Origin of the sequence: Streptomyces sp. NPDC014891 (assembly GCF_043081085.1) — a bacterium.
Classification (GTDB): Bacteria; Actinomycetota; Actinomycetes; order Streptomycetales; family Streptomycetaceae; genus Streptomyces.
Genome location: NZ_JBIBWF010000007.1, coordinates 58,527 through 83,289 on the forward strand (window position 1 = coordinate 58,527; position 24,763 = coordinate 83,289).

At 72.9% G+C, this 24,763-nt stretch carries 26 protein-coding genes; 8 read left to right on the top strand and 18 right to left on the bottom strand.

All coding sequences use genetic code 11. The features are described from left to right. Positions 1-54 precede the first annotated feature (54 nt). Positions 55-1,542, bottom strand: coding sequence for an MFS transporter (locus ACF09E_RS20870; protein WP_392206723.1), 1,488 nt, complete (start codon positions 1,540-1,542; stop codon positions 55-57). Between the two features lie 183 nt (positions 1,543-1,725). Further along, complete coding sequence (locus ACF09E_RS20875; protein ID WP_388792222.1) at positions 1,726-2,211, bottom strand: MarR family winged helix-turn-helix transcriptional regulator; 486 nt, start codon at positions 2,209-2,211, stop codon at positions 1,726-1,728. A gap of 569 nt (positions 2,212-2,780) precedes the next feature. Between ACF09E_RS20875 and ACF09E_RS20880 the strand changes: the two genes are divergently transcribed. Then, the gene (locus ACF09E_RS20880) at positions 2,781-3,530 is read left to right on the top strand and encodes a methyltransferase domain-containing protein (protein ID WP_392206465.1); all 750 of its coding nucleotides are present in this window, start codon (positions 2,781-2,783) and stop codon (positions 3,528-3,530) included. 238 nt (positions 3,531-3,768) lie between these two features. Here ACF09E_RS20880 and ACF09E_RS20885 read toward each other — a convergent pair whose 3' ends face one another. The 5 genes from ACF09E_RS20885 to ACF09E_RS20905 form a co-directional block, all read right to left on the bottom strand. Beyond that, positions 3,769-4,185: a VOC family protein gene (locus ACF09E_RS20885; protein WP_392206466.1), complete on the bottom strand. Its 417-nt coding sequence runs from the start codon at positions 4,183-4,185 to the stop codon at positions 3,769-3,771. Between the two features lie 109 nt (positions 4,186-4,294). Then, on the bottom strand, positions 4,295-4,690 hold the full coding sequence (locus tag ACF09E_RS20890) for a helix-turn-helix transcriptional regulator (protein WP_392206467.1): 396 nt from the start codon (positions 4,688-4,690) through the stop codon (positions 4,295-4,297). Between the two features lie 104 nt (positions 4,691-4,794). Further along, positions 4,795-5,487, bottom strand: coding sequence for a TOPRIM nucleotidyl transferase/hydrolase domain-containing protein (locus tag ACF09E_RS20895; protein WP_392206468.1), 693 nt, complete (start codon positions 5,485-5,487; stop codon positions 4,795-4,797). 245 nt (positions 5,488-5,732) lie between these two features. Then, on the bottom strand, positions 5,733-6,146 hold the full coding sequence (locus ACF09E_RS20900) for a hypothetical protein (protein WP_392206469.1): 414 nt from the start codon (positions 6,144-6,146) through the stop codon (positions 5,733-5,735). Further along, a complete protein-coding gene (locus ACF09E_RS20905; protein WP_392206470.1) occupies positions 6,143-6,664 on the bottom strand; it encodes a hypothetical protein in 522 nt (173 codons plus the stop codon). Before ACF09E_RS20905 ends, ACF09E_RS20900 begins: the two co-directional genes overlap by 4 nt. A 190-nt stretch (positions 6,665-6,854) precedes the next feature. Here ACF09E_RS20905 and ACF09E_RS20910 point away from each other — a divergent pair, with 190 nt between their 5' ends. From ACF09E_RS20910 to ACF09E_RS20920, 3 genes are all read left to right on the top strand, one after another. Further along, positions 6,855-7,358 (top strand): helix-turn-helix domain-containing protein, encoded by a 504-nt coding sequence (locus ACF09E_RS20910; protein ID WP_392206471.1) that lies wholly within the window; start codon positions 6,855-6,857, stop codon positions 7,356-7,358. 53 nt (positions 7,359-7,411) lie between these two features. Continuing rightward, positions 7,412-8,008 (top strand): hypothetical protein, encoded by a 597-nt coding sequence (locus ACF09E_RS20915; protein ID WP_392206472.1) that lies wholly within the window; start codon positions 7,412-7,414, stop codon positions 8,006-8,008. Positions 8,009-8,097: 89 nt separating this feature from the next. Next, complete coding sequence (locus ACF09E_RS20920) at positions 8,098-8,439, top strand: DUF2516 family protein (protein ID WP_361860015.1); 342 nt, start codon at positions 8,098-8,100, stop codon at positions 8,437-8,439. A gap of 227 nt (positions 8,440-8,666) precedes the next feature. Here ACF09E_RS20920 and ACF09E_RS20925 read toward each other — a convergent pair whose 3' ends face one another. The 3 genes from ACF09E_RS20925 to ACF09E_RS20935 all read right to left on the bottom strand — a co-directional run bounded on the left by ACF09E_RS20925 (position 8,667) and on the right by ACF09E_RS20935 (position 12,573). Continuing rightward, the gene (locus tag ACF09E_RS20925; protein WP_392206473.1) at positions 8,667-9,929 is read right to left on the bottom strand and encodes a PP2C family protein-serine/threonine phosphatase; all 1,263 of its coding nucleotides are present in this window, start codon (positions 9,927-9,929) and stop codon (positions 8,667-8,669) included. Between the two features lie 558 nt (positions 9,930-10,487). Next, on the bottom strand, positions 10,488-11,537 hold the full coding sequence (locus ACF09E_RS20930; protein WP_392206474.1) for a C40 family peptidase: 1,050 nt from the start codon (positions 11,535-11,537) through the stop codon (positions 10,488-10,490). A 202-nt stretch (positions 11,538-11,739) separates the two neighbouring features. Next, positions 11,740-12,573 carry a class I SAM-dependent methyltransferase gene (locus ACF09E_RS20935; RefSeq protein WP_392206475.1) on the bottom strand — a complete coding sequence of 278 codons (834 nt, stop codon included), beginning with the start codon at positions 12,571-12,573 and terminating at the stop codon, positions 11,740-11,742. 364 nt (positions 12,574-12,937) lie between these two features. Between ACF09E_RS20935 and mshA the strand changes: the two genes are divergently transcribed. Next, positions 12,938-14,305, top strand: a complete 1,368-nt coding sequence (gene mshA / locus ACF09E_RS20940; RefSeq protein WP_388792244.1) for a D-inositol-3-phosphate glycosyltransferase — start codon at positions 12,938-12,940, stop codon at positions 14,303-14,305. Continuing rightward, the gene (locus tag ACF09E_RS20945; protein ID WP_392206476.1) at positions 14,298-14,813 is read left to right on the top strand and encodes a YbjN domain-containing protein; all 516 of its coding nucleotides are present in this window, start codon (positions 14,298-14,300) and stop codon (positions 14,811-14,813) included. Before mshA ends, ACF09E_RS20945 begins: the two co-directional genes overlap by 8 nt. A 21-nt stretch (positions 14,814-14,834) precedes the next feature. Here the strand turns inward: ACF09E_RS20945 and ACF09E_RS20950 are convergent, their stop codons facing one another. Then, positions 14,835-15,812, bottom strand: coding sequence for an AraC family transcriptional regulator (locus ACF09E_RS20950; RefSeq protein ID WP_392206477.1), 978 nt, complete (start codon positions 15,810-15,812; stop codon positions 14,835-14,837). Positions 15,813-15,916: 104 nt separating this feature from the next. Here ACF09E_RS20950 and ACF09E_RS20955 point away from each other — a divergent pair, with 104 nt between their 5' ends. Continuing rightward, positions 15,917-16,975, top strand: coding sequence for an MBL fold metallo-hydrolase (locus ACF09E_RS20955; RefSeq protein WP_392206478.1), 1,059 nt, complete (start codon positions 15,917-15,919; stop codon positions 16,973-16,975). Here ACF09E_RS20955 and ACF09E_RS20960 read toward each other — a convergent pair. Next, positions 16,938-18,407 carry an MDR family MFS transporter gene (locus tag ACF09E_RS20960; RefSeq protein WP_392206479.1) on the bottom strand — a complete coding sequence of 490 codons (1,470 nt, stop codon included), beginning with the start codon at positions 18,405-18,407 and terminating at the stop codon, positions 16,938-16,940. The two genes, ACF09E_RS20955 and ACF09E_RS20960, sit on opposite strands and share 38 nt — an antisense overlap. Positions 18,408-18,533: 126 nt before the next feature. Between ACF09E_RS20960 and ACF09E_RS20965 the strand changes: the two genes are divergently transcribed. Beyond that, the gene (locus tag ACF09E_RS20965; RefSeq protein WP_392206480.1) at positions 18,534-19,295 is read left to right on the top strand and encodes a phosphoglyceromutase; all 762 of its coding nucleotides are present in this window, start codon (positions 18,534-18,536) and stop codon (positions 19,293-19,295) included. 78 nt (positions 19,296-19,373) lie between these two features. On the opposite strand, the gene ACF09E_RS20970 is transcribed toward ACF09E_RS20965, so the two are convergent. The 6 genes from ACF09E_RS20970 to ACF09E_RS20995 all read right to left on the bottom strand — a co-directional run bounded on the left by ACF09E_RS20970 (position 19,374) and on the right by ACF09E_RS20995 (position 24,656). Next, positions 19,374-20,609 carry a tyrosine-type recombinase/integrase gene (locus tag ACF09E_RS20970; RefSeq protein WP_392206481.1) on the bottom strand — a complete coding sequence of 412 codons (1,236 nt, stop codon included), beginning with the start codon at positions 20,607-20,609 and terminating at the stop codon, positions 19,374-19,376. Positions 20,610-21,160: 551 nt separating this feature from the next. Beyond that, positions 21,161-21,382, bottom strand: coding sequence for a helix-turn-helix domain-containing protein (locus ACF09E_RS20975; protein ID WP_365548806.1), 222 nt, complete (start codon positions 21,380-21,382; stop codon positions 21,161-21,163). A 241-nt stretch (positions 21,383-21,623) separates the two neighbouring features. Continuing rightward, positions 21,624-23,279 carry an ATP-binding protein gene (locus ACF09E_RS20980; RefSeq protein WP_392206482.1) on the bottom strand — a complete coding sequence of 552 codons (1,656 nt, stop codon included), beginning with the start codon at positions 23,277-23,279 and terminating at the stop codon, positions 21,624-21,626. Further along, complete coding sequence (locus ACF09E_RS20985; protein WP_392206483.1) at positions 23,276-23,821, bottom strand: HNH endonuclease; 546 nt, start codon at positions 23,819-23,821, stop codon at positions 23,276-23,278. The genes ACF09E_RS20980 and ACF09E_RS20985 overlap by 4 nt, the downstream gene beginning before the upstream one ends. Further along, the gene (locus tag ACF09E_RS20990; protein ID WP_392206484.1) at positions 23,818-24,270 is read right to left on the bottom strand and encodes a helix-turn-helix domain-containing protein; all 453 of its coding nucleotides are present in this window, start codon (positions 24,268-24,270) and stop codon (positions 23,818-23,820) included. The genes ACF09E_RS20985 and ACF09E_RS20990 overlap by 4 nt, the downstream gene beginning before the upstream one ends. Beyond that, positions 24,267-24,656: a hypothetical protein gene (locus ACF09E_RS20995; protein WP_392206485.1), complete on the bottom strand. Its 390-nt coding sequence runs from the start codon at positions 24,654-24,656 to the stop codon at positions 24,267-24,269. The genes ACF09E_RS20990 and ACF09E_RS20995 overlap by 4 nt, the downstream gene beginning before the upstream one ends. Between the last annotated feature and the right edge of the window lie 107 nt (positions 24,657-24,763).

Here is a 24,763-nt window from a genome sequence, read left to right on the forward strand (position 1 = left end):
CGGTCGGCGTCCGGGTCGGCGAACGGCCGGTCGGCGTCCGGGGTCGGCCGGCGCTCACGCCGCCGTCGGGGCGGGGGACTCGGCCTCCGCCGTCCGCGCCTCCGCCTCCGTCTCCGGCCGCATCCCCGACCCCGCTTCCGACCCCGCTTCCGTCCCCGCTTCCGTCTCCGTGCCCTGCGCCGGGCTCGGCGTCCCCGGCCTGCCCGGGGCGCGCAGCACGGTGAAGGCGAGGGCCAGGGCCGCGAGCAGCAGGCCGGCGCCGACGGCGAAGGCCAGGCGGTAGCCGCCGGTCAGGGCCTCGGCCGCGGGGCGCCCCGCGGCGGTGAGGGACTCGGTGCGGGTCGCGGCCAGGGTGGAGAGGACGGCGATGCCGAGGGCCATGCCGATCTGCTGGGTGGTGTTGAACAGGCCGGAGGCGAGGCCCGCGTCCTTCTCCTCGGCGCCCGACATGGCGAGCGAGGTGAGGGCGGGGAGCGCGAGGCCGAATCCGGCGGCGAGCAGCATCACGGGGAGCAGGTCGGTGGCGTACGAGGCGCGCACGGGGACGCGGGCCAGCAGGCCGAGGACGCCGACGAGCAGGACCAGGCCGGTGAGCAGGACGTTCCGCTCGCCGAAGCGGGCGATCAGGCGGGCCGACACGCCGAGGGAGACGGCTCCGATGGCGCCGGCCGCGGGGAGCATCGCGAGACCCGTCTCGGCGGCTCCGTACCCGAGGACCTTCTGGAGGTAGAGGGCGACGAGGATCTGGAAGGAGAAGAGAGCGGCGACCATCAGCATCTGGACGGCGTTGGCGCCGGAGACGCTGCGCGAGCGCAGGATCCGCAGCGGCATGAGCGGGTTCGCGGCCTTCGCCTGGCGGACGAGGAAGCCGGCCAGGAGGGCGAGTGCGAGGGCCCCGAGACCGAGGGTGTGCGCCGAACGCGCCCCGTACTCCTCGATCTTGACGACCGCGTAGATCCCGGCCATGAGGCCGCTCGTGACGAGCGCCGCGCCGAGGACGTCGGCGCCGGCCCCGAGCCCGGCGCCCCGGTCGGCGGGGAGGGCGCGGAGGGCCACGAGGAGGGTCGCGAGGCCGATGGGCAGGTTGATGAAGAAGATCCAGTTCCAGGCGAGGGCGTCGGTGAGGAGGCCGCCGAGGACCTGGCCGAGGGAGGCGCCGGCGGCGCCGGTGAAGCTGAACACGGCGATGGCGCGGGCCCGTTCGCGCGGTTCGGTGAAGAGCGTGACGAGGATGCCGAGGCCGACGGCGGAGGACATCGCACTGCCGGCGCCCTGGAGGAAGCGGGCGGCGATGAGGACGCCGGGGGAGGTGGCGACTCCCGCGAGGAGCGAGGCGGCGGTGAAGACCGCGGTGCCCGCGAGGAACATCCGCCGGCGGCCGAGGAGGTCGCCGAGGCGCCCTGCGAGGAGCAGGAGCGAGCCGAAGGCGATCAGGTAGGCGTTGACGACCCAGCTGAGGCCGACGGGAGTGAAGCCGAGGTCGCTCTGGATGGCGGGCATGGCGACGGTGACGATGCTGCCGTCGAGGATCGTCATGAGCATGCCGGTGGCGAGGACGCCCAGGGCGAGTTGGCGCGAGGAGGTGCGGGCGGGTACGGGCACGGGGATCACTCCTGTTCGGTGGAGCCGACAGGAGTGACGTTAGCAGAAGGTTTTGTTGCAGACTATTTTTTACGAGACGATCGTGAGGGTGGCCCTGACCCGTCTCGACCGCATCGGCCCGGCTCAGCCGCGCTGACGGGCCCGGCGGGCCGGCCTGGGGCTCTCGATCGGGGTCTCCAGATGGCCGGTGACCAGCAGGTTCAGGGCGTGGAGCAGGGCGGCGCGCGCGTCGTCGGGAAGTGACGAGAGGGCGCTCTCGTGGACGCCGTCGACGATCTTCTGGCTCTCCCGGGCGACCTTCGCCCCTTCCTCGGTCACGGCGATGATCCGCGCGCGCCGGTCGGTGCTGGAGGGGCGGCGCTCGGCGAGCCCGGCCTTCTCCAGGGCGTCGACGGTGACGACCATGGTCGTCTTGTCCATGTCCCCGATCTCCGCGAGCTGCGCCTGGGTGCGCTCCTCCTCCAGGGCGTGCACGAGGACGCAGTGCATCCGGGGGGTGAGCCCGATCGCGTCGAGCGCGGCGCTCATCCGGGTCCGCAGGGCGTGACTGGTGTGGTCGAGCAGATAGGAGAGATCGGGCTCGGTGCGGGTGGGTGCCATGGCGGTCATGGCTGCAAGGGTAGCGAGGATGGGTCCGTCGCGGATTATCGCGAAGTGGACGAATGGGTGGGGTGGAGGGCGAGGGGCGGGTCCCGCGTCCACACGGGGCGGGATCCGCCACGGGGCGGGATCCGCCGGGGGGCGCGGGCCGGGATCCCGCATCCAGGCGGGGTGGAGTCCGCCGGGGGGCGCGGGCCGGGGTCACCCACCCGGGCGGGTGGGACGGTCGGGAGGGGCGGGGAAGGGCACGGGCCGGTGGGCGGTCGTTCGTCTGGGTCGACGACGAGATCCGCGCGGCGGACCGCGACTGGGTCGCCGCGCATCACCCCGGACGGGCCCTGCTCCATCGGGTCGACCCCCAACGGGGTCTGACGGCGCGGGACTTCGAGGTGCTCGACGCCTGGGCGCGCTGACCGTCGATCCAACCACGGAACCGCTCATGGGTGTTGGCAGATACAAGGGTCGCCCCGCCCACCTCTCGTGTCATCCGCCAGTACGGCGGGCGGTCCCCGGCGGGGCAGACTCGACGGGCGCGCAGGACTTCGAACCACACGACGAAGGACACGAGGGGGCGCCATATGGGCGTGCGTCAGCAGTACGACGGCATCGGTGAGGCGTTCGAGGGATTCAAGTCCCTGCCGATGATGCGGTACGGGGAGGTGCCCAGCTTCCTGGGCACGGTCGGGGACGTGACGGGCAGGTCGATCCTCGACCTGGCGTGCGGGACCGGCTTCTACAGCCGGGAGTTCAGGCGGCGCGGCGCCACGGAGGTCCTCGGCGTCGACATCTCCGCCGAGATGATCGCCGCCGCGCAGGACTTCGAGCGGCGCGACCCGCTCGGCGGCGTGCGCTACGAGGTCGGTGACGTGGCCGAACTCCCCGTCCTGGAGCAGAAGTACGACATCGCCCTCGGCGTGCAGTGTCTCAACTACGCCGAGGACATCGTGGGGCTCGAGCGGATGTGCCGCAACATCCACCGCAACCTGAAGCCGGGCGGCGAGTTCTTCGTGCTCGCCCAGCGGCCCGACTACCGGTTCGACTGCGACTCCCTCCCCCGGTACGGCTTCCGCTGCGAGCCGACGGGGGAGGAGGCCGAGGCCGGGCCGCGCGTCCGGGTGACGGCGCTTCTCGACCCGGAGCCGATCAGCATCCTCGGCACGGTCCCGCGTCGCGAGGTCTACGAGGAGTGCCTGCGGGCGGCCGGGTTCCGGGACCTGGAGTGGGTCCCGCTGTGGGTGTCGGAGGAGGGCGTCGAGAAGTACGGCGAGGACTTCTGGGCGGACCTCCTCGCCCACCCGCCGCTGGTGATGCTGCGCTGCCGCGCCTGACCGGCTGGCGGGGGCGCGCCTGCCCCGGGGCGGGCGCCGGACCCGGGATGGGGGCGCGTCTCACCTGCGGCGGGGGCGCCGGACCCGGGAGGGGGCGCGTCTCACCCGCGGCGGGTGCGCCGGACCCGGGACGGACACGTCTGCCCCGCGCCGGAGTGGGGCGCGCCGGCCCGGTTTCCACGGGTCGGCGCACCCCGCCGCAGGGCCGGAGCGTCCCCTCGCGGACCGCGCGGGGGCGCTACGCGGACCGGGGCTGGGTGAAGCGCAGCATGTTGCCCGCCGGGTCACGGAAGGCGCAGTCGCGGACGCCGTACGGCTGGTCCACCGGCTCCTGGAGGACCTCGCCGCCGGCGGCCCGGACCTGCTCGAAGGTGGCGTCGACGTCGTCGGTGGAGAAGATGACGCCGCGCAGCATGCCCTTGGCGAGCAGCTCGGCCACCGCCTGCCGGTCGGCGGGGGAGGCGTTGGGGTCGGCGAGCGGCGGTTCGAGGACGATCTCCACGTCCGGCTGGGCGGGGGACCCCACGGTCACCCAGCGCATCCCCTCGAAACCGACGTCGTTCCGCACCTCCAGGCCGAGGGCGTCGCGGTAGAAGGCGAGGGCCTTGTCGTGGTCGTCGACTGCGATGAAGCACTGCGAGAGCTTGACGTTCATGCCTTCGAAGCTACGGCCGGCCACCGGATTCCGCTTCTCCGAAACCGACCGATCCGGGGGCGGCGGTGTCGGGGGCCGCCGGGCCCGGCGGTGGTGCCCGGCCCCGGGGTCAGGGCCGGCGGACCGGCCGCGTGCGGACCTTCGCGACGCACGCCGGGATCGCGGCGCCGTCCTCGTGGGGGCGGGCCCGGTAGGCGGACGGGGTCTCGCCGACGAGCTCGGTGAAGCGGGAGCTGAAGGAGCCGAGCGAGGTGCACCCGACGGCGAAGCAGACGTCCGTGACGCTCATGTCGCCCCGGCGGAGCAGCGCCTTGGCGCGTTCGACGCGGCGGGTCATGAGGTAGCTGTACGGGGTCTCGCCGTAGGCGGCGCGAAAGCTGCGGGCGAAGTGTCCGCTGGACATGAGGGCGACGGCGGCGAGCGCCGGGACGTCGAGCGGCTGCGCGTAGTCGCGGTCCATCGTGTCCCGCGCCCGCCGCAGCCGTACCAGGTCCTCCAGTGCCACGCCCACAAGGATGGCACGGCGGCACGGGTGGGGCGCGGGGCCGGGAGCTGCGGACGGGGCGCGCCAAGACCGGGGCGGGGGTTTTCCGGGGTGGGGGACCGGTGTCAGTCGCGGGGGGCCGGCTGCGGGGACGCGGTCACGTGGGCGAGGAGCCGGTCGAGCGGGCGGGGCACCTCGTGGAGGTCGAGGGCGTCGACGAGCGAGCGGGCGTACTGGCTCTTGCGGCCGCTGATGGTGCCCATGAAGCGGCGCAGCTGCCGCTCGACCTCGCGCTGCCGCTGCGCGGGCTGCTTCTGGAAGATACGGAAGGCCCGCAGGTCCCCCTGGGCCTCGATGACCTGCTGCACTGCCGCGGCGCCGAGGGAACGGATCAGCTCCTCCTCCAGGTCGGCATCGCAGACGTAGAAGCCGAGCGGCTCCATGCCGGCGCGGGTGAGCCCGTGGCCCAGCCCCTCCCGTTCGAGGGCGGCCGAGAAGTGGCGCTCCTCGCCGGCGTCGCACAGACCGGCGAGCGGCACGCCGAGCCCCCCGGGCCCGAGGAGGTGCACGAATCTGCCGATGTTGGTCGCGCCGCCGAGCGGGACGACAGCGATGCCCTCGGCGTCGAGGGAGCGGCCGTGCCGGGCCGCGAGGGCGTCGAGCGCGACGTGGTCGCTGACCCCCTCCACGAGCACCGCAGTGCGCGGCCCGGTGCCGGCCGCGAGCGCGCGGGCGACCGCGGCGGCTGCCGGGGCTCCCGCCCCGTCGGCCGCCCACTCCCGGACCGCCGCTCGGAAGCGCTCCGTCATCGTCTCCATGGGCCTCAGTCTCCCAGCCGGGGCGGCGAGGATCACGGGGATTTCCGGGGCGGCGGGGGCCTCCGACGCCGTACCGGTCTGTGACTGGCAGCGATAACTGTCACCGAGCGGGGGATCTGACCTGGTCCTCTCGGTCGAGTTCGCAGCGATAGTTGTCACCAGTTGCTCGGGCCAGGTGTCACAGGGCGCGCGTTCGCAGTGGGGTTGTAGCCAATGTCGAAGTGTGCCGGTGCGGGCGTCGTGGGCTACCGATCGACGACGACGGGAACTCCACGCGTCTGCAGCCGGGCCTTCAGGAACTCCATCTCCGACAACGTCCCCACCAGACCATCGCGGCTCAGCTCTCCAACCAGTTCACGAGCCCGCGACAACGAGGCCGCCGACACCTCCCGAAAGACCTTCAATGCTGGGACGAGACTGGGAACCGAACCGACCAGCCGCAGTCTGACGGACCCATGCGCCGCGAGGAGAGCCTCCCGAACAACATCATCAGGTGCTGGTTCGGGACCAGCGTGTTCGCACAGGTACGTGCCGCAGGACCCACAAGAGAACTCCGAATCCCACCACAGCTCATCGTGAAGGATGAACTGGTTCACCTGCCGCACCGCCATGCTGCCGCACTCGCAAGGCAATGCGATCTTCGCGGTCTGACCAGTCACCCGGGCTCCCCGACGTTCCACTCCCGTGGCAGGTCCTTGCCGCAGAAGACGCATACGAAGTCCCTCTCCCGCACGATGTTGAGCTCCCGGCAGGAGTGGCATCGGCGAAAGACGACCTCGTGCGTGAATCCGGACGGTCGATGGACCCCGATCCGATCCAGAGCCTCGGCCACGGCGGGCCATGAGTCGATGTCCGGGCAGTAGCCGGTCGACTGATTGCTGACCTCCTCGACCACCCACCGCCCGGACTCCTCACGGAAGCTCATCTCGCCGGCGCTCAGCACCTCTCCGCCGCCGGCACACACCACGTGCTCACTGCGCCGCGGAGCCAGTCGCAGCACCCCGCCGCCATCGACGACGAACGTGAACGGCTCGGCCAGCTCGTCCAGGGTCAGCGCCGAGACCCACTCGCCGAAGTCCGCCGCCGATCGGATGTTCCGCCCCTCACCGCCCGCCCGGACGAGCTCCTTCAGCTCAGGCGGGCCCACATACCGATACCTCTGCCCCCGTGTCTTCACGCTCACCAACCTAGTGGCTCACACAGCCAGGGCCTGGGGGATTGCCACTCGGCACTAAGGGCGACTGATGACAGACATCCCTGCGAAGTGAGAGTCATCGCTGCGAGTCACACGGTCCCGTCGCCCGGCCGAGGGCGACTCTTGCAAGCGGCTGCTTGCAAGAGTTAGCAAAGGCTGGCATGGTCGGGGCATGGCATCGCTCAACGTCGGCAACCTCGGTGAGTACCTCCGCGAGCAGCGGAGGACCGCGCAGCTGTCCCTGCGGCAGCTGGCCGACGCCGCCGGGGTGTCCAACCCGTACCTGAGCCAGATCGAGCGGGGGCTGCGGAAGCCCAGCGCCGAGGTGTTGCAGCAGGTCGCGAAGGCGCTGCGGATCTCCGCCGAGACGCTCTACGTACGGGCCGGGATCCTCGACGAGACGGAGCGGGAGGAGCTGGAGACGCGGGCCGTCGTTCTCGCCGATCCCTCGATCAACGAGCGGCAGAAGCAGGTGCTGCTCCAGATCTACGACTCCTTCCGCAAGGAGAACGCCGCTGAGGCCGCGGCCGCCGGAAGCGCCGAGGCGCCCGCCGAGTCCGCGACCCCCGACTCAGCGGCCGGTGGACCCGGCGGGCCCGCCGGCACGACCGAAGACCCCGCAGGCGCCCGCGCCGCGGCCGCCGAGCGGCCCGTCGACGCGTCGCCCGATGCCTGACCGCCCCTGACCAGCGCTCGCTTGCGCACGCCACATCCGGGAGGACCACCAGCATGGCCATCATCGACGAACTGCGTACCCCCCTCTACTTCGCCGCCGGCACCGCGGACCTCGCCGTGCAGCAGGCCAAGAAGGTTCCCGGCCTGATCGAGCAGATCGCCGCCGAGGCGCCCGCCCGCATCGAGGCCGTGCGCAACACCGATCCCAAGGCCGTGCAGGAGAAGGTGACCGCGCAGGCGAAGGAGGCCCAGGCCTCCGTGCAGTCGCGGTTCGCCGACGTCGTCGGCGGACTCGACACGGACCTGAAGAAGCTCGGCGAGACCGCCCAGGACCTCGCCCTGCGCGGCGTCGGCGTGGCCGCCGAGTACGCCGTCAAGGCGCGCGAGAAGTACGAGGAGGTCGCCGCCCACGGCGAGGAGGCCGTCCGGGCCTGGCGCGGCGAGGTCGCCGAGGAGATCACCGAGATCGCCATCGTCGTCGAGCCGGAGGCGTCGAAGGACGAGGACGCGAAGGCCGAGGAGCCGGTGAAGGCCGCCGTCGTGCCCGAGCCCGCCTCCGAGCCCGCGGCGGCCAAGAAGGCCCCCGTCCGCAGGACCACCGCCCGCAAGGCACCCGCCAAGAAGGCCGGCGCCTCCGCCGAGAAGGCGTAGTACCGGGCACCAATCCGGGTACCTGGTGCGTTGAACCGGGTACCTTGACCGCGAGGCGCTCTTCCCCTCTTCCCTAGGCGGTGCTCAGCATGTTGCGCGCGGGATTCGACTCCCTCCTCTCTCTGGTGATGTTCCTGATCTTCACCGGCTTCGCCGTCGCCGCGCTCGTCTTCGCCGCCATGGCGCGCGAGGACGCGTACCGCGCCGCCGAGAAGCAGACGAAGAAGTTCTGGCTGATCGTCCTGGGCATCAACCTCGCCCTGAACCTGCTCTTCCCGATGCTGTTCCTGCAGATCGCGGGCGTGATCGCGGCCATCGTCTTCATGGTGGACGTCCGCCCCGCGCTCCAGCAGGTGTCGGGCGGCGGCGGGCGCCGGGGCGGCGGCTCCAGCAGCGACGGACCGTACGGCCCGTACAACGGCGGCCGCTAGAACCGGAGGCCGTGACACGGCCGAGGGCGGCGCCGGTACGGCGCCACGGACGCGACGAGGGGACAGGACCCGGGGCACCCGCCCCGGGTCCTGTCCCCTTTCCGCCTTTCCGCGCACGTTCCCGCGGGCGGGCCCTCCTCGCCTGCCGGGCCTCCGAGCCGCCCGGGGCGGGTTGGTCAGACCGTGGTCGTCCGGCCCCGGGCCTCCGAGCCGCCCATCCCGGTCGCTCAGACCGCGGGCGTCCGGCCCCGTGCCCTGTCCCCGTCCCGGTCCCTCTCCAGGGCCAGGACCGCGACGTCGTCCGTCAGCTCTCCGCCGTTCAGGGACCGGACCTCCGTCACCGCCGCGTCCAGGAGCTCGTCGCCCCGCAGACCCGAGGTCAGCTGCCGGTTGATCATGCCGACCATCCCGTCCTGGCCGAGCCGCGGCGAGCCGGGACCCGCCGACCGCCCCTCGATCAGTCCGTCCGTGTACATCAGCAGGCTCCACGCCCCGCCGAGCTCGACCTGCCGGCGCGGCCAGCGGGCGCGCGGCAGCAGCCCGAGCGCCGGGCCGCCGTCCTCGTACGGCAGCAGGCGGGCGGCCCGCCCCTGGCGCGCGATCAGCGGCGAGGGGTGCCCCGCGAGGCAGAGGCCCGCGCGGCGCCCGTCGGGCGCGATGTCCACGGTGCAGAGGGTCGCGAAGATCTCCTCGCTCTCCCGCTCGTGCTCCAGGACCTGCTGCATCGTGGAGAGCAGCTCGTCCCCGCACAGGCCCGCGAAGGTCAGGGCCCGCCAGGCGATCCGCAGCTCGACGCCGAGCGCGGCCTCGTCGGGGCCGTGGCCGCACACGTCGCCGATCATGGCGTGGACGGTGCCGTCCGGGGTGCGGACCACGTCGTAGAAGTCGCCGCCGAGGAGCGCGCGGGAGCGGCCGGGCCGGTAGCGGGCCGCGAACCTGAGGTCGGAACCCTCCAGGAGGGGCGTGGGGAGCAGGCCGCGCTCCAGGCGGGCGTTCTCCTGCGCGCGGAGCCGGGACTCGGCGAGCTTCACCTGGACGGCGTCGGCGCGCTTGCGCTCGACCGCGTACCGGATGGCGCGGCTCAGCAGCCGTCCGTCGAGCTCCTCGCGGAAGAGGTGGTCCTGGGCGCCGACGCGGACGGCCTCGGCCGCCAGCTCGGCGTCCGCGGAGGTCGCGAGGGCGAGGACCGCGTGCCGCGGGGCCAGCCGCAGGATGTGCCGCAGGGGAGCGAGCGGGTCGTCCCCCGCGGCGGCCCGGGGGCCGGGCAGCGACAGGTCGACGAGGACGCAGTGGACGTCGTCGGTGAGGAGCCGCTCGGCCTCGGTGAGGTTGCGGGCGGTGCGGATGCGGACCCGGGTGCCGGCGGCGTCCGCGGCGTCGAGGAGTTCGGGTACGGCGAGGACACCCGCCGGGTCGTCCTCGACGACCAGGAGGGTGAGATCGGTGCGGTCGGTGCCTGTGACTGTGCCTGTCATAGCGGTGGCGTCCATGGCGGTGGCGTCCGTAGGGGCGACGTCGCCGGGTCCCGCAACGGCAGAGACGTTTCTCTGACGCGGTACGGATACGGGCATCGGTCCGGGTTTCCTTCCCTCCCCCCGAGGGTGCGCAGGGCGCCGGGTGGCGTCCCGCCCGTCCCGGACCATAGCGGTAGGGCGGTGCGCAGCGGAATGGTGATCAGCGGGTCGGCCTCCGTGGCGGGATTGGCATATGCCGCGGAAGGGGAGGTACTTGCCCCCGTACGGCGGCCAAGGCGCCCCCGGAGCAATGAGAAAGGTCACGCCGGGACGGCGCCGCGCGGTTCCGTGACCGGGCGTGGGATGCCTCACGCCGGACGGAACCCCGCCGCCCGACTCGGGCCCGCGCCCCGGCCCGCCGCCGTGCCCGCGTCCGGCCCGCCGGTCCTCACTCCACGAGCCACGCCCGGCGTCACGCCCGACGTCCCGCCGATCTCACGCCCGACGTCCGCCCGGCCTCACGCCCGACGTCCCCCGGCATCACGACCGCCTCACGACCGTCCTAGGCCGCCTCGCGATCGCCTCACGACCGCCTCACGACGGGCGGACCACGCCCAGGATCTCCATCGAGCCCGCTCCCGCGAGCGTCACGTTCCGGCCGGGGCGCGGTGCGTGCACCATCGTGCCGTTGCCGACGTACATCCCGATGTGGCTCGCGTCCTTGAAGTAGACGATCAGGTCGCCCGGCCGCATGTCCTTGACGTCCACGCGGGGCAGCAGTCGCCACTGCTCCTGCGAGGTGCGGGGTATCGGGTGGCCGGCCGTGCCCCAGGCGAGCTGGGTCAGGCCGGAGCAGTCGTACGAGTCCGGCCCCTCGGCGCCCCACACGTACGGCTTGCCGATCTGCGCGGTCGCGAACTCGATCGCCTTCTTCGCGGCCGGAGTCGTGTCCCCCTTGAGGCCGGCGAGGACGCCGGTGCCGAGCCAGGTCGTCTGGGCCCGGGACTGCGCCTGCTCCTCCAGCCGGCGCAGCCGCTCCCGCTCCTCGGCGGCGAGTTCGGACTCCAGCTTCTTCGCGGCGGCGATCTTGCCGTCGATCTCCTTCTTCGCCTGGGCCTGCCGCACGCGGTTGGCCTCCAGCTTGGTCCAGTTCACGCCGGCGTCCTTGGCGTAGACGTCCAACTGGGCCTGGGTGCGGTTCATTTCGCCGAGCAGGTCGGTGGTGGCCTTCGCTCCGGCCTTGAGGCGCCCCGCGTTGTCGAGGAAGAGCTGGGGGTCGGTCGTGAGGACAAGCTGTGCGCCGTCGGGGAGACCGCCGTTGCGGTACTGGGCGCGGGCGGTGGCGCCGGCCCGGGCCTTGAGGGACTCGATCTTCTCGCGGCCCTCCACGATCATCAGGGCCACCCGGACGATCTCGTCCGTCTGCTGCTTCGTCCGCTCCTCCGCGAGGTTGTACGCGTCGGTGGCGACGGCGGCCTGGTGGTACAGGGTGTCTATCTCCTTGCGCACCTCCTCCAGCGTCTTCTTGGGAGCCGGCGGCGGAAGCGGCGAGGCGGCGGCCTGGAGGGTCAGCGCGGGCGAGGCCAGCACGGTCAAGGCGCAGATCACGGTGATCGCGGCGGTGGCGTGGCGGCGTCGGTTCACGAGCTCCCCCTCAAGTGACCAGATCTGATTTACCGTCAGTAACTTGCTGCTGACCTTGGCGATAGTGCCATGCGAAACCGTAAAGCAACAGGGGAGACCAGGGCCTACCGGGTCAGGTCCCCCCACGGGGGACGAGAGATACGGGCGATGCGTTCCCGGAGTGGGGGAGATGCGGCGGAAGTCGGCAGGTGGGCGGGCCCGCTCACCTCCGCGGCGCCAGCGCCTCCCACCGCACCGTCAGTTCGCCCTGGCGCCACCGCCGGGGCCCGTCCGTCAGCGGCCAGTCCGCCGCCAGGTCGCGGGCCGAGCGGATCCACCGCTGCCGTGCGCCGAGGGAGGCGTACGGGGCCGCCGCCGCCCAGGCCCGGTCGAAGTCCCGCAGGAACGCGTGCACCGGCTCGCCCGGCACGTTGCGGTGGATCAGCGCCTTCGGCAGCCGCTCCGCCAGGTCCGAGGGCCGGTCGAGCGATCCGAGCCGGGTCGCGAAGGTCACCGTCCGCGGCCCGCCCGCGTCGAGCGCGACCCAGACGTGCCGGCGCCCGATCTCGTCGCAGGTGCCCTCCACGAGCAGCCCGCCCGGCGCGAGCCGCCCGCGCAGCCGCTCCCAGACCGCCGTGACCTGCTCCTCGTCGTACTGGCGCAGCACGTTCGCCGCCCGGATCAGGGCGACCCGGCCGGGCACGGGCACCTCGAAGCCGCCGTGCAGGAAGGAGAGGCCCTCGTGCTCGTAGGGCTTCGCGGCCTCGACGCGGGCGGGCTCGATCTCGATGCCGTACAGCCGGGTGCGGGGTTCGGCGGTGCGCAGCCGGGCGAGGAGCTCGACGGCGGTCCAGGGGGCGGCTCCGTAGCCCAGGTCCACGGCGAGCGGCGGCTCGGGGGAGCGGCGCAGCGCGGGGCCGTGGACGGCGGCGATCCAGCGGTCCATGCGGCGCAGACGGTTGGGGTTGGTGGTCCCGCGGGTGGGGGTGCCGACGGGCGAGGGGGACCGGGGGCGGCCCTGGGCGGAGCTGTGGGGGCGGGTGGTGCGCGGGGCCATGTCCGAAAGGTTACGGGGTGGGGGTGGGGGGTTGAGCGCCCCCGGTAATGAATTGGCAAAGCGGCGTCCGGGGTGGAAATGAAAGGTTCCGTTCCGGTGTTGTCCCGGCCGGAGGGCGCACCACGTCCTCCCGCCGCCATGCCCACGGCGCCGGGCTCGGGAACGAGGCCGGCACCGACGCCTGGTACCGGGTTCCCGCCGAGCCCCGTACCGGGGTCGGCACCGGGACCGGCGCCGTACCCCGACCGCGGGTCCGGCGGTGGGTCCGGCACCGACCCGACCGGCCGGACGCGCTCAGCCCGACGCGACCGGCCCCGACGTGTCGGACCCGATGCGTTCGCCCCCGAGCGGAAGGACCGCCGACGTGAGCCAGTACGTGTCCCGGTTCGCCGGCACCCGGCACCGGCACCCGGCACCGGCCCGGCTCCGGCTCCCCGGCCGGAACCGCACCCCCCGCCGCGTGGCCATGCTCAGCGTTCACACCTCCCCGCTGCACCAGCCGGGCACGGGTGACGCGGGCGGCATGAACGTCTACATAGTCGAGCTGGCGAAACGACTCGCCGCCATCGACATCGAGGTCGAGATCTTCACCCGGGCCACCACGGGCGGCCTCCCCCCGGTCGTCGAGCTCACCCCCGGCGTCCTCGTCCGGCACGTCGACGCCGGACCGTACGAGGGCCTGGCCAAGGAGGAGCTGCCGGCCCAGCTCTGCGCCTTCACCCACGGGGTGATGCAGGCGTGGGCGGGCCACCGGCCCGGCCACTACGACCTCGTCCACTCCCACTACTGGCTCTCCGGCCACGTCGGCTGGCTGGCCGCCCAGCGCTGGGGCGTCCCGCTCGTCCACGCCATGCACACCATGGCGAAGGTCAAGAACGCAGCGCTCGCCGAGGGCGACACCCCCGAGCCCGCCGCCCGGGTGATCGGCGAGACGCAGATCGTCGACGCGGCCGACCGGCTCATCGCGAACACGGCGGAGGAGGCCGACGAGCTGGCCCGCTTCTACGACGCCGACCCCGGCAAGATCGCGGTCGTCCACCCCGGCGTCAACCTGGACCACTTCCGCCCCGCCGACGGCCGGGCCGCCGCCCGCGCCCGGCTCGGGCTGCCGCAGGACGCCTTCATCCCGGTCTTCGCCGGCCGCATCCAGCCGCTGAAGGCGCCGGACATCCTGCTGCGCGCCGCCGCCGAGCTGCTCGACCGGGAGCCCTCGCTGCGCTCGCGCATGATCGTGCCCGTGGTCGGCGGACCGAGCGGCAGCGGTCTGGCGAAGCCGGAGGAGCTGCAGAAGCTGGCCGCCCGGCTCGGTCTGGCGGACCTCGTGCGCTTCCACCCGCCGGTGGGCCAGGACCGGCTCGCCGACTGGTTCCGCGCGGCGAGCGTCCTCGTCATGCCGTCCTACAGCGAGTCCTTCGGCCTGGTCGCGATCGAGGCGCAGGCGGCCGGCACCCCCGTCGTCGCGGCCGCGGTGGGCGGCCTGCCCGTCGCCGTACGGGACGGTGTGACCGGCTTCCTCGTCCAGGGGCACGACCCGGTGGACTACGCCCGCGCGCTCGGGCGCTTCGTGGCGGACCCGTCCCTCTCGGACCGGATGGGAGCCGCGGCGGCGCTGCACGCGGGCTCCTTCGGCTGGGACACGGCGGCGTCGGGCACGGCGGACGTCTACACGGCCGCCGTACACGACCACCGGCTGCGCGACACCCGCCGTCGCGTACGCTCCCACCATGGCTGAGACCGAGGACGTCCGACGGATCGTCGAGGACACCTTCAAGGACGCGGAACTGGAGTGGGAGTCCCCCGAGCCGGGCTCGTACGTGGTGAAGCTCCCCGGCACGCGCAAGCTGTTCACGACGCTCTCGCTGCGCCTCGGTCGCCACTCGCTCTCCCTCAACGCCTTCGTCATCCGACACCCGGACGAGAACGAGCCGGGGGTCCACCGCTGGCTGCTGGAGCGCAACCTCCGGCTGTACGGGGTGAGTTACGCGATCGACGGTCTCGGCGACGTCTATCTGGCCGGCAAGCTGCCGCTCGCCGCGGTGACGCCCGAGGAGCTCGACCGGCTGCTCGGTTCGGTCCTGGAGGCGGCGGACGGCGACTTCAACACGCTCCTGGAGCTCGGTTTCGCCTCGGCGATCCGGCGCGAGTACGAGTGGCGGGTCTCGCGCGGCGAGTCGACCCGGAACCTCGACGCGTTCAAGAACCTGACCCAGAAGCCCGGTGCCGGTACCGCCGCCGAGTGACCCGCGCGGCGCGGCGCGCGCTCAGTCGGCGGTGGCGGCGGCCAGGCCCGCGCGGTACCGGCCCGGAGTGGTGCCGAACTCCCGGCGGAAGGCGTGCGACAGGGCGTACGGCGTGCTGTAGCCGACGCGCCGGGCGACGGCGGCCAGCGGATCCCCGGTGTCCCGGAGCAGCGCGGCCGCACGGGTCAGCCGCCACCAGGTGAGGTACGCCATCGGGGGCCGGCCCACGAGACCGGTGAACCGGCGGGCCAGCGTGGGACGGGACACCCCGGCCTCGGCCGCCAGCAGGTCGACGGTCCACGCGGCGGCCGGGTCGGAGTGCACCGCCCGCAGGGCGGCGGCGGTCACCGGGTCGCCGAGGGCCGCCGGCCAGCTCCCGCCCGCGCCGCCCGATCCCGCCGTCCAGGACCGGATCATGTAGACGAGGAGCAGGTCGAGCAGGCTCGGCAGGGCGACCGCGGAGCCGGGCAGCCGCTCGCCCACCTCGCCGCCGAGGAGGGCGATGGCGGCGCGGAGGCCGGAATCGGCGCCCCCGTCGCCGGAGCCGCCGGGGCCGGCCCGGTGCGGCAGGTGCACCACCGGGGGGAGCTCCGCGAGGAGCGGATGGACGTGGCTGCGGTCGAGCCGGTACTTGCCGCACAGCATCTCGACCGCGGGGCCGTCCCCCGCGGCCTCCCCGGGACCGGCGGGCGGGGGCCGCGACGCCGTTCCGTCCAGCCACCGCTCGAAGGGCACGGCGCGCGCGAGCCTCGCCTCGTCGGCGGGGCCGTCCGCCATCACGTGTCCGGTGCCGTGCGGCAGCAGGACGGCGTCGCCGGGGCCCAGAGCGACCGGCTCACCGCCGTCGGGCAGCAGCCAGCAGTGCCCCTCCAGGACGACGTGGAAGCCCGCGCCCCCGTACGCCGCGAGCCGGGTGCACCAGCGGCCGGCGACCCGCACCCGCCGGGAGGAGGGCCGCCCGATCCGTACCGCCGAGATCGCGTCGCTCACCACGTCCATCGCGCCAGCGTAGCCCCGCCCCGGGGCCCCGGGTGAGCCGTACGCGTATCCGGTGGAGCCGTAGGGGCATGGAGAGTCTCACCGGCGCTGCCTAACGTCGAGGCATGACACAGGAGAGCGCAGAGCGCACGGTGCTGGGGGACGTCGAGATCGTCCGGGTCGTCGAATGGCAGGGGCCGTTCGCGGGCGCCGCCGAGCTCGTCCCCACGGCCGCCGGGCGGACGTGGCGGGACAACCGCGACTGGCTGGCACCGGACCACTGGGACCCGGAGGGCGACCGGGCGGTCATGGCGCTGCAGACCTGGGTGCTGCGCAGCGCGGGCCGGACGGTGCTGGTCGACACGGGGGTGGGCAACGGGCGCGAGCGCCCCGGCGCGCCGCGGTTCCACCACTGGCGGGGGGACTTCCTCGGCCGCCTGGAGCGCGCCGGGGTACGGCCGGAGGACGTGGACGTCGTCGTCAACACCCACCTCCACGCCGACCACGTCGGCTGGAACACCCGGGCGGCCGACGGCTCGGACGGGGCGGGGCGCGGGGAGGGCGACGGAGATCAGGGCGGTGCGGGCGGCGGTGACGGCGGCGGTGCCGGTGGCAGTGCCGGTGCCGGTGCCGGTGGTAGTGGCGGTGCCGGTGACGGTGGCAGTGGCGGTGCCGGCCCGGAGTGGGTGCCGACCTTCCCGCGCGCCGAGTACCTCCTGCCGGCGGCGGACGACGCCCACTTCGGCCCGGACAACGCCTACGGCGGCGGCCGCGCGCCGCACGACCGCCTCGTCTACGAGGACAGCGTCGCGCCCCTCCACCGCTCGGGGCAGGCCGTGCTCTGGGACGGGTTCCACCGCATCGACGAGCACCTCACCCTGGAGTCCGCGCCCGGGCACACGCCCGGCTCGGCCGTCCTGCGGCTCGCGTCGAAGGGGGAGCACGCGGTGTTCGTGGGCGACCTGCTGCACAGCCCCGTGCAGATCCTCGACCCCGCGCACAACAGCTGCTTCTGCCTGGACGCCCGGGGGGCCGCGGCGAGCCGCCGCCGGATCCTCGAACGGGCCGCCGACCGGCGGGAACTGGTCGTCCCCGCGCACTTCGGCGGCTCGGGCACCGCCGAAGTGCGCAGGGACGGGAAGGGTTTCAGGCTCGCGGGGCGGGAGCGCCGGCCGAGGGGCTGACGGCGGACGTCCCGCCGGCGGCGACGACGTGGACGGCGTCGCCGGCAGCACTGATGTCGCCGACATCGCCGACGCTCACGACGACGACTCCGACCTCGTCGCCGCCGTCGTCCGGCAGGGTGCCGCCGTCGACGACCCGGACGCCGCCGCCGTCGGTCTCCCGGGCGCCGTCGGCCTTCCGGGCACCGTCGGCCGCCCCCGTACCGCCGCCGCCGTCCTCGCAGAGGGCCTTGCGGAGCCGCAGGGTGTAGCCGACGGCGGCGAGGATGCCGATGGCGAAGGTCGCGGCCCACAGGACGTCGGGACCGGGCCCGCCGACGATCGCGCCGGCGCCGATCGGGGCGACGAACCCGGCGACGGCCCAGGACATGCCCATGACGCCCTGGTAGCGGCCACGGGCGTGCTCGGGAGCGAGGAGCGCGGTGGCCGCGGCGTTCGTCGGTACGTGGATCATCTCGCCGACGGTCCAGACGACGACGGTCGCGGCGAAGGCCACCACGGAGGAGCCGGCGAGGGCGGTGGCGCCGGTGCCGAGGGCGAAGAGCAGCGAGGAGAGGGTGAGCAGGACGACGGGGGAGCGCTTGTCGGTCAGCCTGTTGACGAGGAGCTGGAAGCCGACGATCACGATGCCGTTGACGGCGATCACGACACCGTAGGACGAGGGTGAGAGGCCCTGGTCCGCCATGGTGAGGGGGAGGCCGATCCAGGGGGCGGTGAAGACCAGGCAGACGAGGAGGTTGAGCAGGACGAGGGTGCGGAAGGGCGCGTCGCGCAGCACGGTCAGCATGCTGACCTCGGCCGCGGCGACCGGCCGGCCGGCCTGGTCGGTCTTCGCCTCGGGGCGGGTCTCGGGGAGCCGGAGGAAGACGATGACGGCGCACAGGGTGGTCGCGACGGCGTCCACGACGAACAGCGTCCGGTACCCGAGGAAGATCGCGGCCCCGCCGCCGATGGAGGCGATGGCGAAGCCGAGGTTGAGGGCCCAGTAGTTGAGGGCGTAGGCCCGGCGCACGTCGTGGGCGGGGACCATGTCGGCGATGGTCGCGTTGATCGAGGGCCGGACCGCCTGCATCGCGACGCCCATGAGGAGGACGACCGTCGCGATCGCCCAGGCGCTGGTGACGACGGCGAGGGCGGCGGCGGACGCGGCGGCCGCGAGGTGCATGGTGACCATCGTGGGGCGGCGGCCCCAGCGGTCGGTGAGCGCGCCGCCGAGCGGCGAGCCGGCGACGCCGCCGAGGCCGTGGAGGGCGACGACGAGTCCGGCGAACCAGGCCGAGTGCCCGAGCTCCACCGTCAGGTAGAGGGAGAGGAAGGTGAGGACGAAGGCCCCGGTGCGGTTGACGAGGGTCGACAGCCACAGCCACCAGAAGCCCCGCGGAAGCCCGGAGACGGTCGCGCTGGCTGATCGTCTGAGCGAGTCGATGGACATGTGTGGCCGGCCCCCTGCTGTGTGTAAGTCCCGCTTGCGGCCCTCGTAACTTACGTATCTCAGGTGTCGGACGCCAGCGAATTGACGACGCGCGTCAATCGTCGGAGGTCCATTAGGCTCGTACGCATGGCCGACGCACCGTACAAGCTGATCCTCCTCCGCCATGGCGAGAGCGAGTGGAACGAGAAGAATCTGTTCACCGGTTGGGTGGACGTGAACCTCACCGCCAAGGGTGAGAAGGAGGCGACGCGCGGCGGCGAGCTGCTGAAGGACGCCGGCCTGCTCCCCGACGTCCTGCACACCTCCCTCCAGAAGCGCGCCATCCGCACCGCCCAGCTCGCGCTGGAGTCCGCGGACCGCCACTGGATCCCGGTCAACCGCTCGTGGCGCCTGAACGAGCGCCACTACGGCGCCCTGCAGGGCAAGGACAAGGCCCAGACCCTCGCCGAGTTCGGCGAGGAGCAGTTCATGCTCTGGCGCCGCTCGTACGACACCCCGCCGCCGCCGCTCTCGGACGACAGCGAGTTCTCGCAGGCGCACGACGCCCGCTACGCGACGATCCCGCCGGAGCTGCGCCCGGACACCGAGTGCCTGAAGGACGTCGTGGAGCGCATGCTCCCGTACTGGTACGACGCGATCGTCCCGGACCTGCTCTCGGGCCGCACGGTCCTGGTCGCGGCCCACGGCAACAGCCTCCGCGCGCTCGTGAAGCACCTCGACGGCATCTCGGACGAGGCCATCGCGGGCCTCAACATCCCGACGGGCATCCCGCTCTCCTACGAGCTGGACGAGAACTTCAAGCCCCTCAACCCGGGCGGCACCTACCTCGACCCGGAGGCCGCGGCGGCCGCCATCGAGGCGGTCAAGAACCAGGGCAAGAAGAAGTAAGAAAAGTGATCATGCCCCTGACCTGCGCACACGGCGCAGATCGGGGGCATTTTCGTGCTCTGGGCCCATGCTGGGCCCTCAGCGCGGGGAGTCGTCAGGCCTCAGGGCCCTGCCGAGTGCCTGCCGCGCGCGGTCCCGGCTGCTCGGCATCAGGTGGGCGTAGACCTTCAGCGTGAGCCCCGGGTCGGAGTGCCCCAGGTACTCGCTGACGGCCTTGATGCTCTCTCCGGCGTCCAGGAGCACCGAGGCATAGAAGTGCCTCAGGGCGTGCATGCCGTGCTCTCGCGCGGCGGTGTGCTCCCGGCTCTTCGCCGCGGGGATGACGCCCACCTTGGCCAGCGCCGGCTTCCAGTGGTCCTCGTTCAGCGACGTGCGCCAGACGTGCCCGCCCAGCGGACCGGTGAAGAGCAGGCGCTTGGTCACGGGCGGACCGCCGGCGCGCATCCAGGGCAACGTGATCTCGACCGGCGGGAAGAGCTTCATGTGGGCCTTGAGCGCGTCCGCCACGGGGTCGGGCAGGGGGACGTCACGCAGCTTGCCGCCCTTCGGCGGGGCGAACACCGGTTGGCTCAGACTCAGCTTGAGCTGCTGTACGACGTGCAGCGTGGCGTTCTCGAAGTCCAGCTCTTCGACGGACAGCCCGAGGATCTCGCCCTGCCGGAGACCGCATCCGGCACCCACGTCCACCATGGGCTGGAACCGCTCGACCAAGGCGGAGCGCATGGCGAAGACCCGTTCCGGCAGCCAGGGGACCACGCGTCGGGCGCCCATCTCGGGGAGCGTCACCGTGCGCGAGTTGCAGGGGTTCCGAGGCAGGCAGCCGTCCTCGACGGCCGCGCTCAGGATGGCGCGCACGTTGGAGAAGATGACGCGAGCGTACGAGCCGGACATGCCGGAAGCTTCGAGCTGCGTCACGAACTCGCGGATGTGGCTCGGCTGGAACGAGCCCAACGGGCGGGACCCGATCCGCGGGAAGGCGTGGAGCTTGAGCTGGGACTGCATCGACGCCTTGGTGTTCGGGTCGCCGCTCTGGCTCGCCAGCCACCCCTCCGCGAACTCCTGGAAGGTCGTCCGGGCCGCGTTCGGGTCGATGTACTGGCCCCGGGCCACGTCCGCGCTGATGCTGCTGAGCCACTGCTCGGCGAGACGCTTCTGCCCGTCGGCGAAAGACTTGGACTTCCGCTTGCCGTCGGGCGCGAAGTAGCGGGCCCTGTAGCGCAGGCCGCTGCCGTGGCGGGCGGTCTTGGTGCGGACGGTCTTTCCGCTGGCGTCGGTCTCGGTCTTGAACCAACGGTCCTGGATGCTGCCAGCCATGTGGGCTGTGTCCTCTCGGTTGGTGGTGCGCCTGCCCTCAGGGAGGGAGGCATGGGGGTGCCGTGGAAGTGGCTGTGGAGGGGTTTCGGGGCGGCTAGGGAGGGTGCCTCCCTGCCTCCCTGGATGGGGGTTTGGGCAGGTCACCGGCAGGGAGGCGGGCCAGGGAGGCGGTGAGGGAGTTCTCCCTGTCTCCCTGGCCGGATAGGCTGCGCGCGGTTGTCGTCGTCTAGCGGCCGAGGACTCCGCACGCCGGTTCGCCCGGCTGCGGAACCCCGGGTTCGAATCCCGGGCGGCAGCCACATGGGCCGCCGGGTCCCGACGGGGCCAGCGGGAGCGAGGCGCCCCGGGGTTACCGACTTCGTGACGGTCGTGACGCGGCCCCCTTACCCGCCTTACCTTGCAGGTCAGTGGCCTTTACCGTCCCCTCTACCGGGGTAAAGGGCTCCCTCTACCTGAGCGGTTCCGGCGGAGGTGTGACGGTGGGGTGTGACGGGGGTGTGACGGCGTCACGGGTAGCGGGGAGGGGCCCTACCTCCCGCTCGGCCGGCGGGTCAGGCGGCGTCGGTGGCTTCCTGGTGCTGGACCCAGGTGCGGACGGCGGCGGGGTCGTAGCGGACGTGGCGGCCGACACGGAAGCCGGGCGGCCCGGTGCGCTGCTTGCGCCAGCGGTAGACGGTCTCGATGGGGACGGAGAACATCGAGGCGATGTCCTCGGGGGTGAGGTAGCGGTCCGGGAGTCCGGCGCGCAGGGTCTCGATCGGCTCGTTGGCCATGGGGTTGGGTGACTCCTCGTATCCGGTGCGCGGAGGGTGGGAGTGGTGCCGGTGGGCCGTCCTGGAGAGTTGCTGCATTTCAGCGTCCGCAGCGTCCCAGCGTCCGCACCGACCAGTTTTCGCAGGTCGGATGAGGTGAGGGTGGTGGACGCTGGTGTGGACGCTGCGGGCACTGGACGGCGATAGCGTCCGCAGCTCTGGCCGTGTCCGGGCCGCTGGTGTGCGGCCCGGTCCGGCTTCGTCAGTACTGGTCAGAGGGCCTGTGGCCCTGTCCGATCGGTGGTACGTCGGGCCACAGGGAGCCTGTCGGGGGTGCGGACGCTGTCTCCTGCGGGAGGTCGGTCCGGGTCAGGATGAGGAGCTTGTGGCGGTGCCGGTCCCGGCTGCGTTGCGTGTCGTCCACGGTGATGCCGATCGACCGCAGGAGCGGGGCGAGGCGCTTGACCTTCCCACCGGCGCGGGTCGCGTCCTTGGGCCACGTGGGCGGTCGGATGCCGCCCGGAGGCTGGACGTGCTCAAGGAGCTGGGCGGCGGTGCCGGTCCATGTCCCGCACTGCTCGACCAGCGTGGCGAGTGCGGAGCCGAACGGGTCGCCCTCCAACGCGTCCCCGGCGACGTTCGCGGACGCGGCCAGGTAGTCGTCCAGCGTCGTCCACTCCATGACCTGGTCGACGGCCGCCAGGATGCGGGCGAAGTCGGCCATGCGGGGCAGCGAGTCCAGCTTCACGTTCGGCAGGACGGCGAGGACGGCGGCGAGGAGGTCGAAGAGCGAGCCGAGGACGGCCGGCCGGATGGTCTCGAACGCGGTCGCCAACTCCTCCTCCGTACGCCGCTGCTCCGGGGCGATCAACTGGAGGTCGAGCATGAGCAGCCGCTCCGCCAGGTCCCCGGCGAGAGCTCCGGCGTCGATCGTCGTCATGGCCAGCACCCGACGGAAGGAGAGGACCACGACGTCGTCGTCGGTGTAGAGGGCCCGGTCGACGATCCCGTCTCCGGTGACCGCCTTGCACAGGGTGTCGGAGAGCCACTGCGGCAGCGTGGAGATGTTGTCCAGGCACAGCGCCCAGGAGCTGAACGCCTGCGTCGCCCACGCCTTGTGGTCCCGCGGCTGCGAGCGCTTCGCGGCCGGAGAGGGATCGATCAGGTTGACCATCATCTGCGCGGCGGCGGACTTCCCCGTGCCCTGCTCGCCCTTGAAGGTGAGGACGGGGTGCGGGATGGTCGGCATCCACGCCGCGATCAGCCACGTGACGAGTTGCCGGAAGGCGGACTCGTCCATGTTCAGCAGGCTGTGGAGCATGGACAGCCCGTCCCCGAGCAAGACCGGCGCGGGCATGGGCGCCATGGCCCCGGAGCGGCGGAAGAGGACGGGGGAGCGCTCGACGACGTGCCAGCCGCCGGCGGTGACGGTGACCGCGCGGCCGTCGGCGGTGCCGAGGTCGACCACGATCGTCCCGGCGTCGTCGTGCCCGACCCGCAGGTGCACCTGTACCGGGTCGTCCGACTCGGCGATGCCCTCCAGCACGGTCATGGCGTCCGCCAGCGCGGACTGCGAGGCCACGTCGCCGTCGAACGTCTCCGCGTATAGGCGGGCGAGACGCTGGCGGACGCCGGACCGGCCGCGTAGGGGCAGGGCGATGTTCGGGCCGTCGATCGCGACCGCGTAGGGGCGGCCGTCGGTCGACATGACGAACCGGTACCGCTCCCGCGCCAGGGCGACCAGCCGCACGGCGGCCGACGGCTTCTTGCCCCCGTCGTCGACCGGCGGGCGCTTGTTCACGGACCCCCGTCCGGTGTTCATGGCCGACTGCCCGGTGTTCACGGGCGCCGCGTCGGTCGACCCGACGGGGGTGATCGGTCGGGCGGTTCCGTTCACCGGCTTGGTGGTGCTGTTCACGCGCTCACCCCTCGATCGGTCGACTGCTCACAGGTGTTCATTCGGGCCGTACGCCGCCCGTGGTCGAGCCGACCGACCCGCACGTGACGCTCGACCCGTTCACGGTGCTGCGCCTGGTCAGGGGTAGACCGCGTGGCCGATGAACGGGCGTGAACGATCCGCGCGAGCATCAGCCAGTCGACCCCGTCCGGGCCCAACTCGATCGACTTCGAGTCGGCCGACTGTTGGGGCCCCGGGGACGTCTCGTCGGTCGGCTGAACACCGGTGAACGCGAGGTCGGTCGACCAGACCAGCAGCAGCGCGAGCGACAGAAACAGTCGGTCGGCCTTGGCGTGGTTGCAGGGCTGGCAGGCGAGTACGAGGGCGTTCGCGGACCACGTCCGGTAGAGCGAGATCGGCACGACGTGGTCCATCGTCGCCTCCCGCAGGTCGCGGAAGCGGTGCCGGCAGTAGGCGCACCGCCAGCCGTCGCGGGCCGCGAGCTGGGCCTTGCGGCTGCGACGGCGGGCAGCGTTGAGCCGTGGAGAGGCGTGCAGGCTCACCCGGTCACCCCGGAGACGTCGACCAGGTCGAGCACGGTCCGCAGCGCAGCGGACAGGGAGCCCAGGTGCATGGCCATGGCGGTCGGGCTCGCCGTGCCGAGGTCGAGGTTCTCGACCCGGCTCAGCGCGTCCCTCGCGGCCGCCAGCAGCACGGGCGGCACCGGCACCACGGACGGTGCCTGCGGGGTCAGCTCCTTCGGCCGCATGGCGGGCCACAGGTCCCACACGGTCGTCCCGAGGACGCGGGCGACGGCGTGGGCGTGCCGGGCGTAGGGGCGGCGTCCGGGCTCGTTCACCCAGCGCTCCACGGTCTTGGGGTCGACCTGGATCTGTTCGGCGAGTTCGGCGTAGGTCAGATCGGCCTCGACGATGGCCGCCGCGAGCCGCAGGTTCCCCTCGGCCGGCGTCGGGGCGGGCAGGTTCCACGGGGTCTCGGGTGCGATCGTCACAGCGCCGCCTCCAGCCCGAACACGCGGGTGATCGCGGAGCCGACGCACCGCAAGTACTCGAACGGCGGCAGGGCGTGACTCCCGGGCGCGTCACCCCGGTAGACGGCCATGACGCGCTCGGACCGCTGGTCCAGCGAGAGGAGGTCCGTGGTGATCAGCGCGAACCGAACCGAGTCACGCACCACGTCGTCCCTGACCAGGTCCGTGTCCTCCAGGCAGACGCCCGGCGTCGTCACCAGCAGCGTCAGCAGCTCCGCGAACGACACATGCGCCGCGACGGGGACGCTGATCCGTACCGGCTCGTTCGGGTCCGGGTCGCCGAACGCGTCGACGTGACCGCCGACCGGGCGACTGACTAACCCAAGAGCAAGAGATCCAGGCATCATGGGAATGCCCCTTCGTGGGTCGGGGAGCGGCTATCTGCTTGGCGGTAGGGAGCCGCTCCCTGCTTTGTCCTAGGCCATTGACCAGGACGTTTCCATGCCTCAGCCCC

Excerpts from the sequence above, each read along its gene's own strand:
- ACF09E_RS20955 (WP_392206478.1), top strand. The coding sequence starts at position 15,917 with ATGACACAGGAGAGCGCAGAGCGCACGGTGCTGGGGGACGTCGAGATC.
- ACF09E_RS20915 (WP_392206472.1), top strand. The coding sequence starts at position 7,412 with ATGGCCATCATCGACGAACTGCGTACCCCCCTCTACTTCGCCGCCGGC.
- ACF09E_RS20975 (WP_365548806.1), bottom strand. The coding sequence starts at position 21,382 with ATGGCCAACGAGCCGATCGAGACCCTGCGCGCCGGACTCCCGGACCGC.
- ACF09E_RS20995 (WP_392206485.1), bottom strand. The coding sequence starts at position 24,656 with ATGATGCCTGGATCTCTTGCTCTTGGGTTAGTCAGTCGCCCGGTCGGC.
- ACF09E_RS20920 (WP_361860015.1), top strand. The coding sequence starts at position 8,098 with ATGTTGCGCGCGGGATTCGACTCCCTCCTCTCTCTGGTGATGTTCCTG.
- ACF09E_RS20945 (WP_392206476.1), top strand. The coding sequence starts at position 14,298 with ATGGCTGAGACCGAGGACGTCCGACGGATCGTCGAGGACACCTTCAAG.
- ACF09E_RS20875 (WP_388792222.1), bottom strand. The coding sequence starts at position 2,211 with ATGACCGCCATGGCACCCACCCGCACCGAGCCCGATCTCTCCTATCTG.
- ACF09E_RS20960 (WP_392206479.1), bottom strand. The coding sequence starts at position 18,407 with ATGTCCATCGACTCGCTCAGACGATCAGCCAGCGCGACCGTCTCCGGG.
- ACF09E_RS20885 (WP_392206466.1), bottom strand. The coding sequence starts at position 4,185 with ATGAACGTCAAGCTCTCGCAGTGCTTCATCGCAGTCGACGACCACGAC.
- ACF09E_RS20925 (WP_392206473.1), bottom strand. The coding sequence starts at position 9,929 with ATGGACGCCACCGCTATGACAGGCACAGTCACAGGCACCGACCGCACC.
- ACF09E_RS20970 (WP_392206481.1), bottom strand. The coding sequence starts at position 20,609 with ATGGCTGGCAGCATCCAGGACCGTTGGTTCAAGACCGAGACCGACGCC.
- ACF09E_RS20965 (WP_392206480.1), top strand. The coding sequence starts at position 18,534 with ATGGCCGACGCACCGTACAAGCTGATCCTCCTCCGCCATGGCGAGAGC.
- ACF09E_RS20880 (WP_392206465.1), top strand. The coding sequence starts at position 2,781 with ATGGGCGTGCGTCAGCAGTACGACGGCATCGGTGAGGCGTTCGAGGGA.
- ACF09E_RS20935 (WP_392206475.1), bottom strand. The coding sequence starts at position 12,573 with ATGGCCCCGCGCACCACCCGCCCCCACAGCTCCGCCCAGGGCCGCCCC.
- ACF09E_RS20870 (WP_392206723.1), bottom strand. The coding sequence starts at position 1,542 with ATGCTCATGACGATCCTCGACGGCAGCATCGTCACCGTCGCCATGCCC.
- ACF09E_RS20950 (WP_392206477.1), bottom strand. The coding sequence starts at position 15,812 with ATGGACGTGGTGAGCGACGCGATCTCGGCGGTACGGATCGGGCGGCCC.
- ACF09E_RS20895 (WP_392206468.1), bottom strand. The coding sequence starts at position 5,487 with ATGGAGACGATGACGGAGCGCTTCCGAGCGGCGGTCCGGGAGTGGGCG.
- ACF09E_RS20910 (WP_392206471.1), top strand. The coding sequence starts at position 6,855 with ATGGCATCGCTCAACGTCGGCAACCTCGGTGAGTACCTCCGCGAGCAG.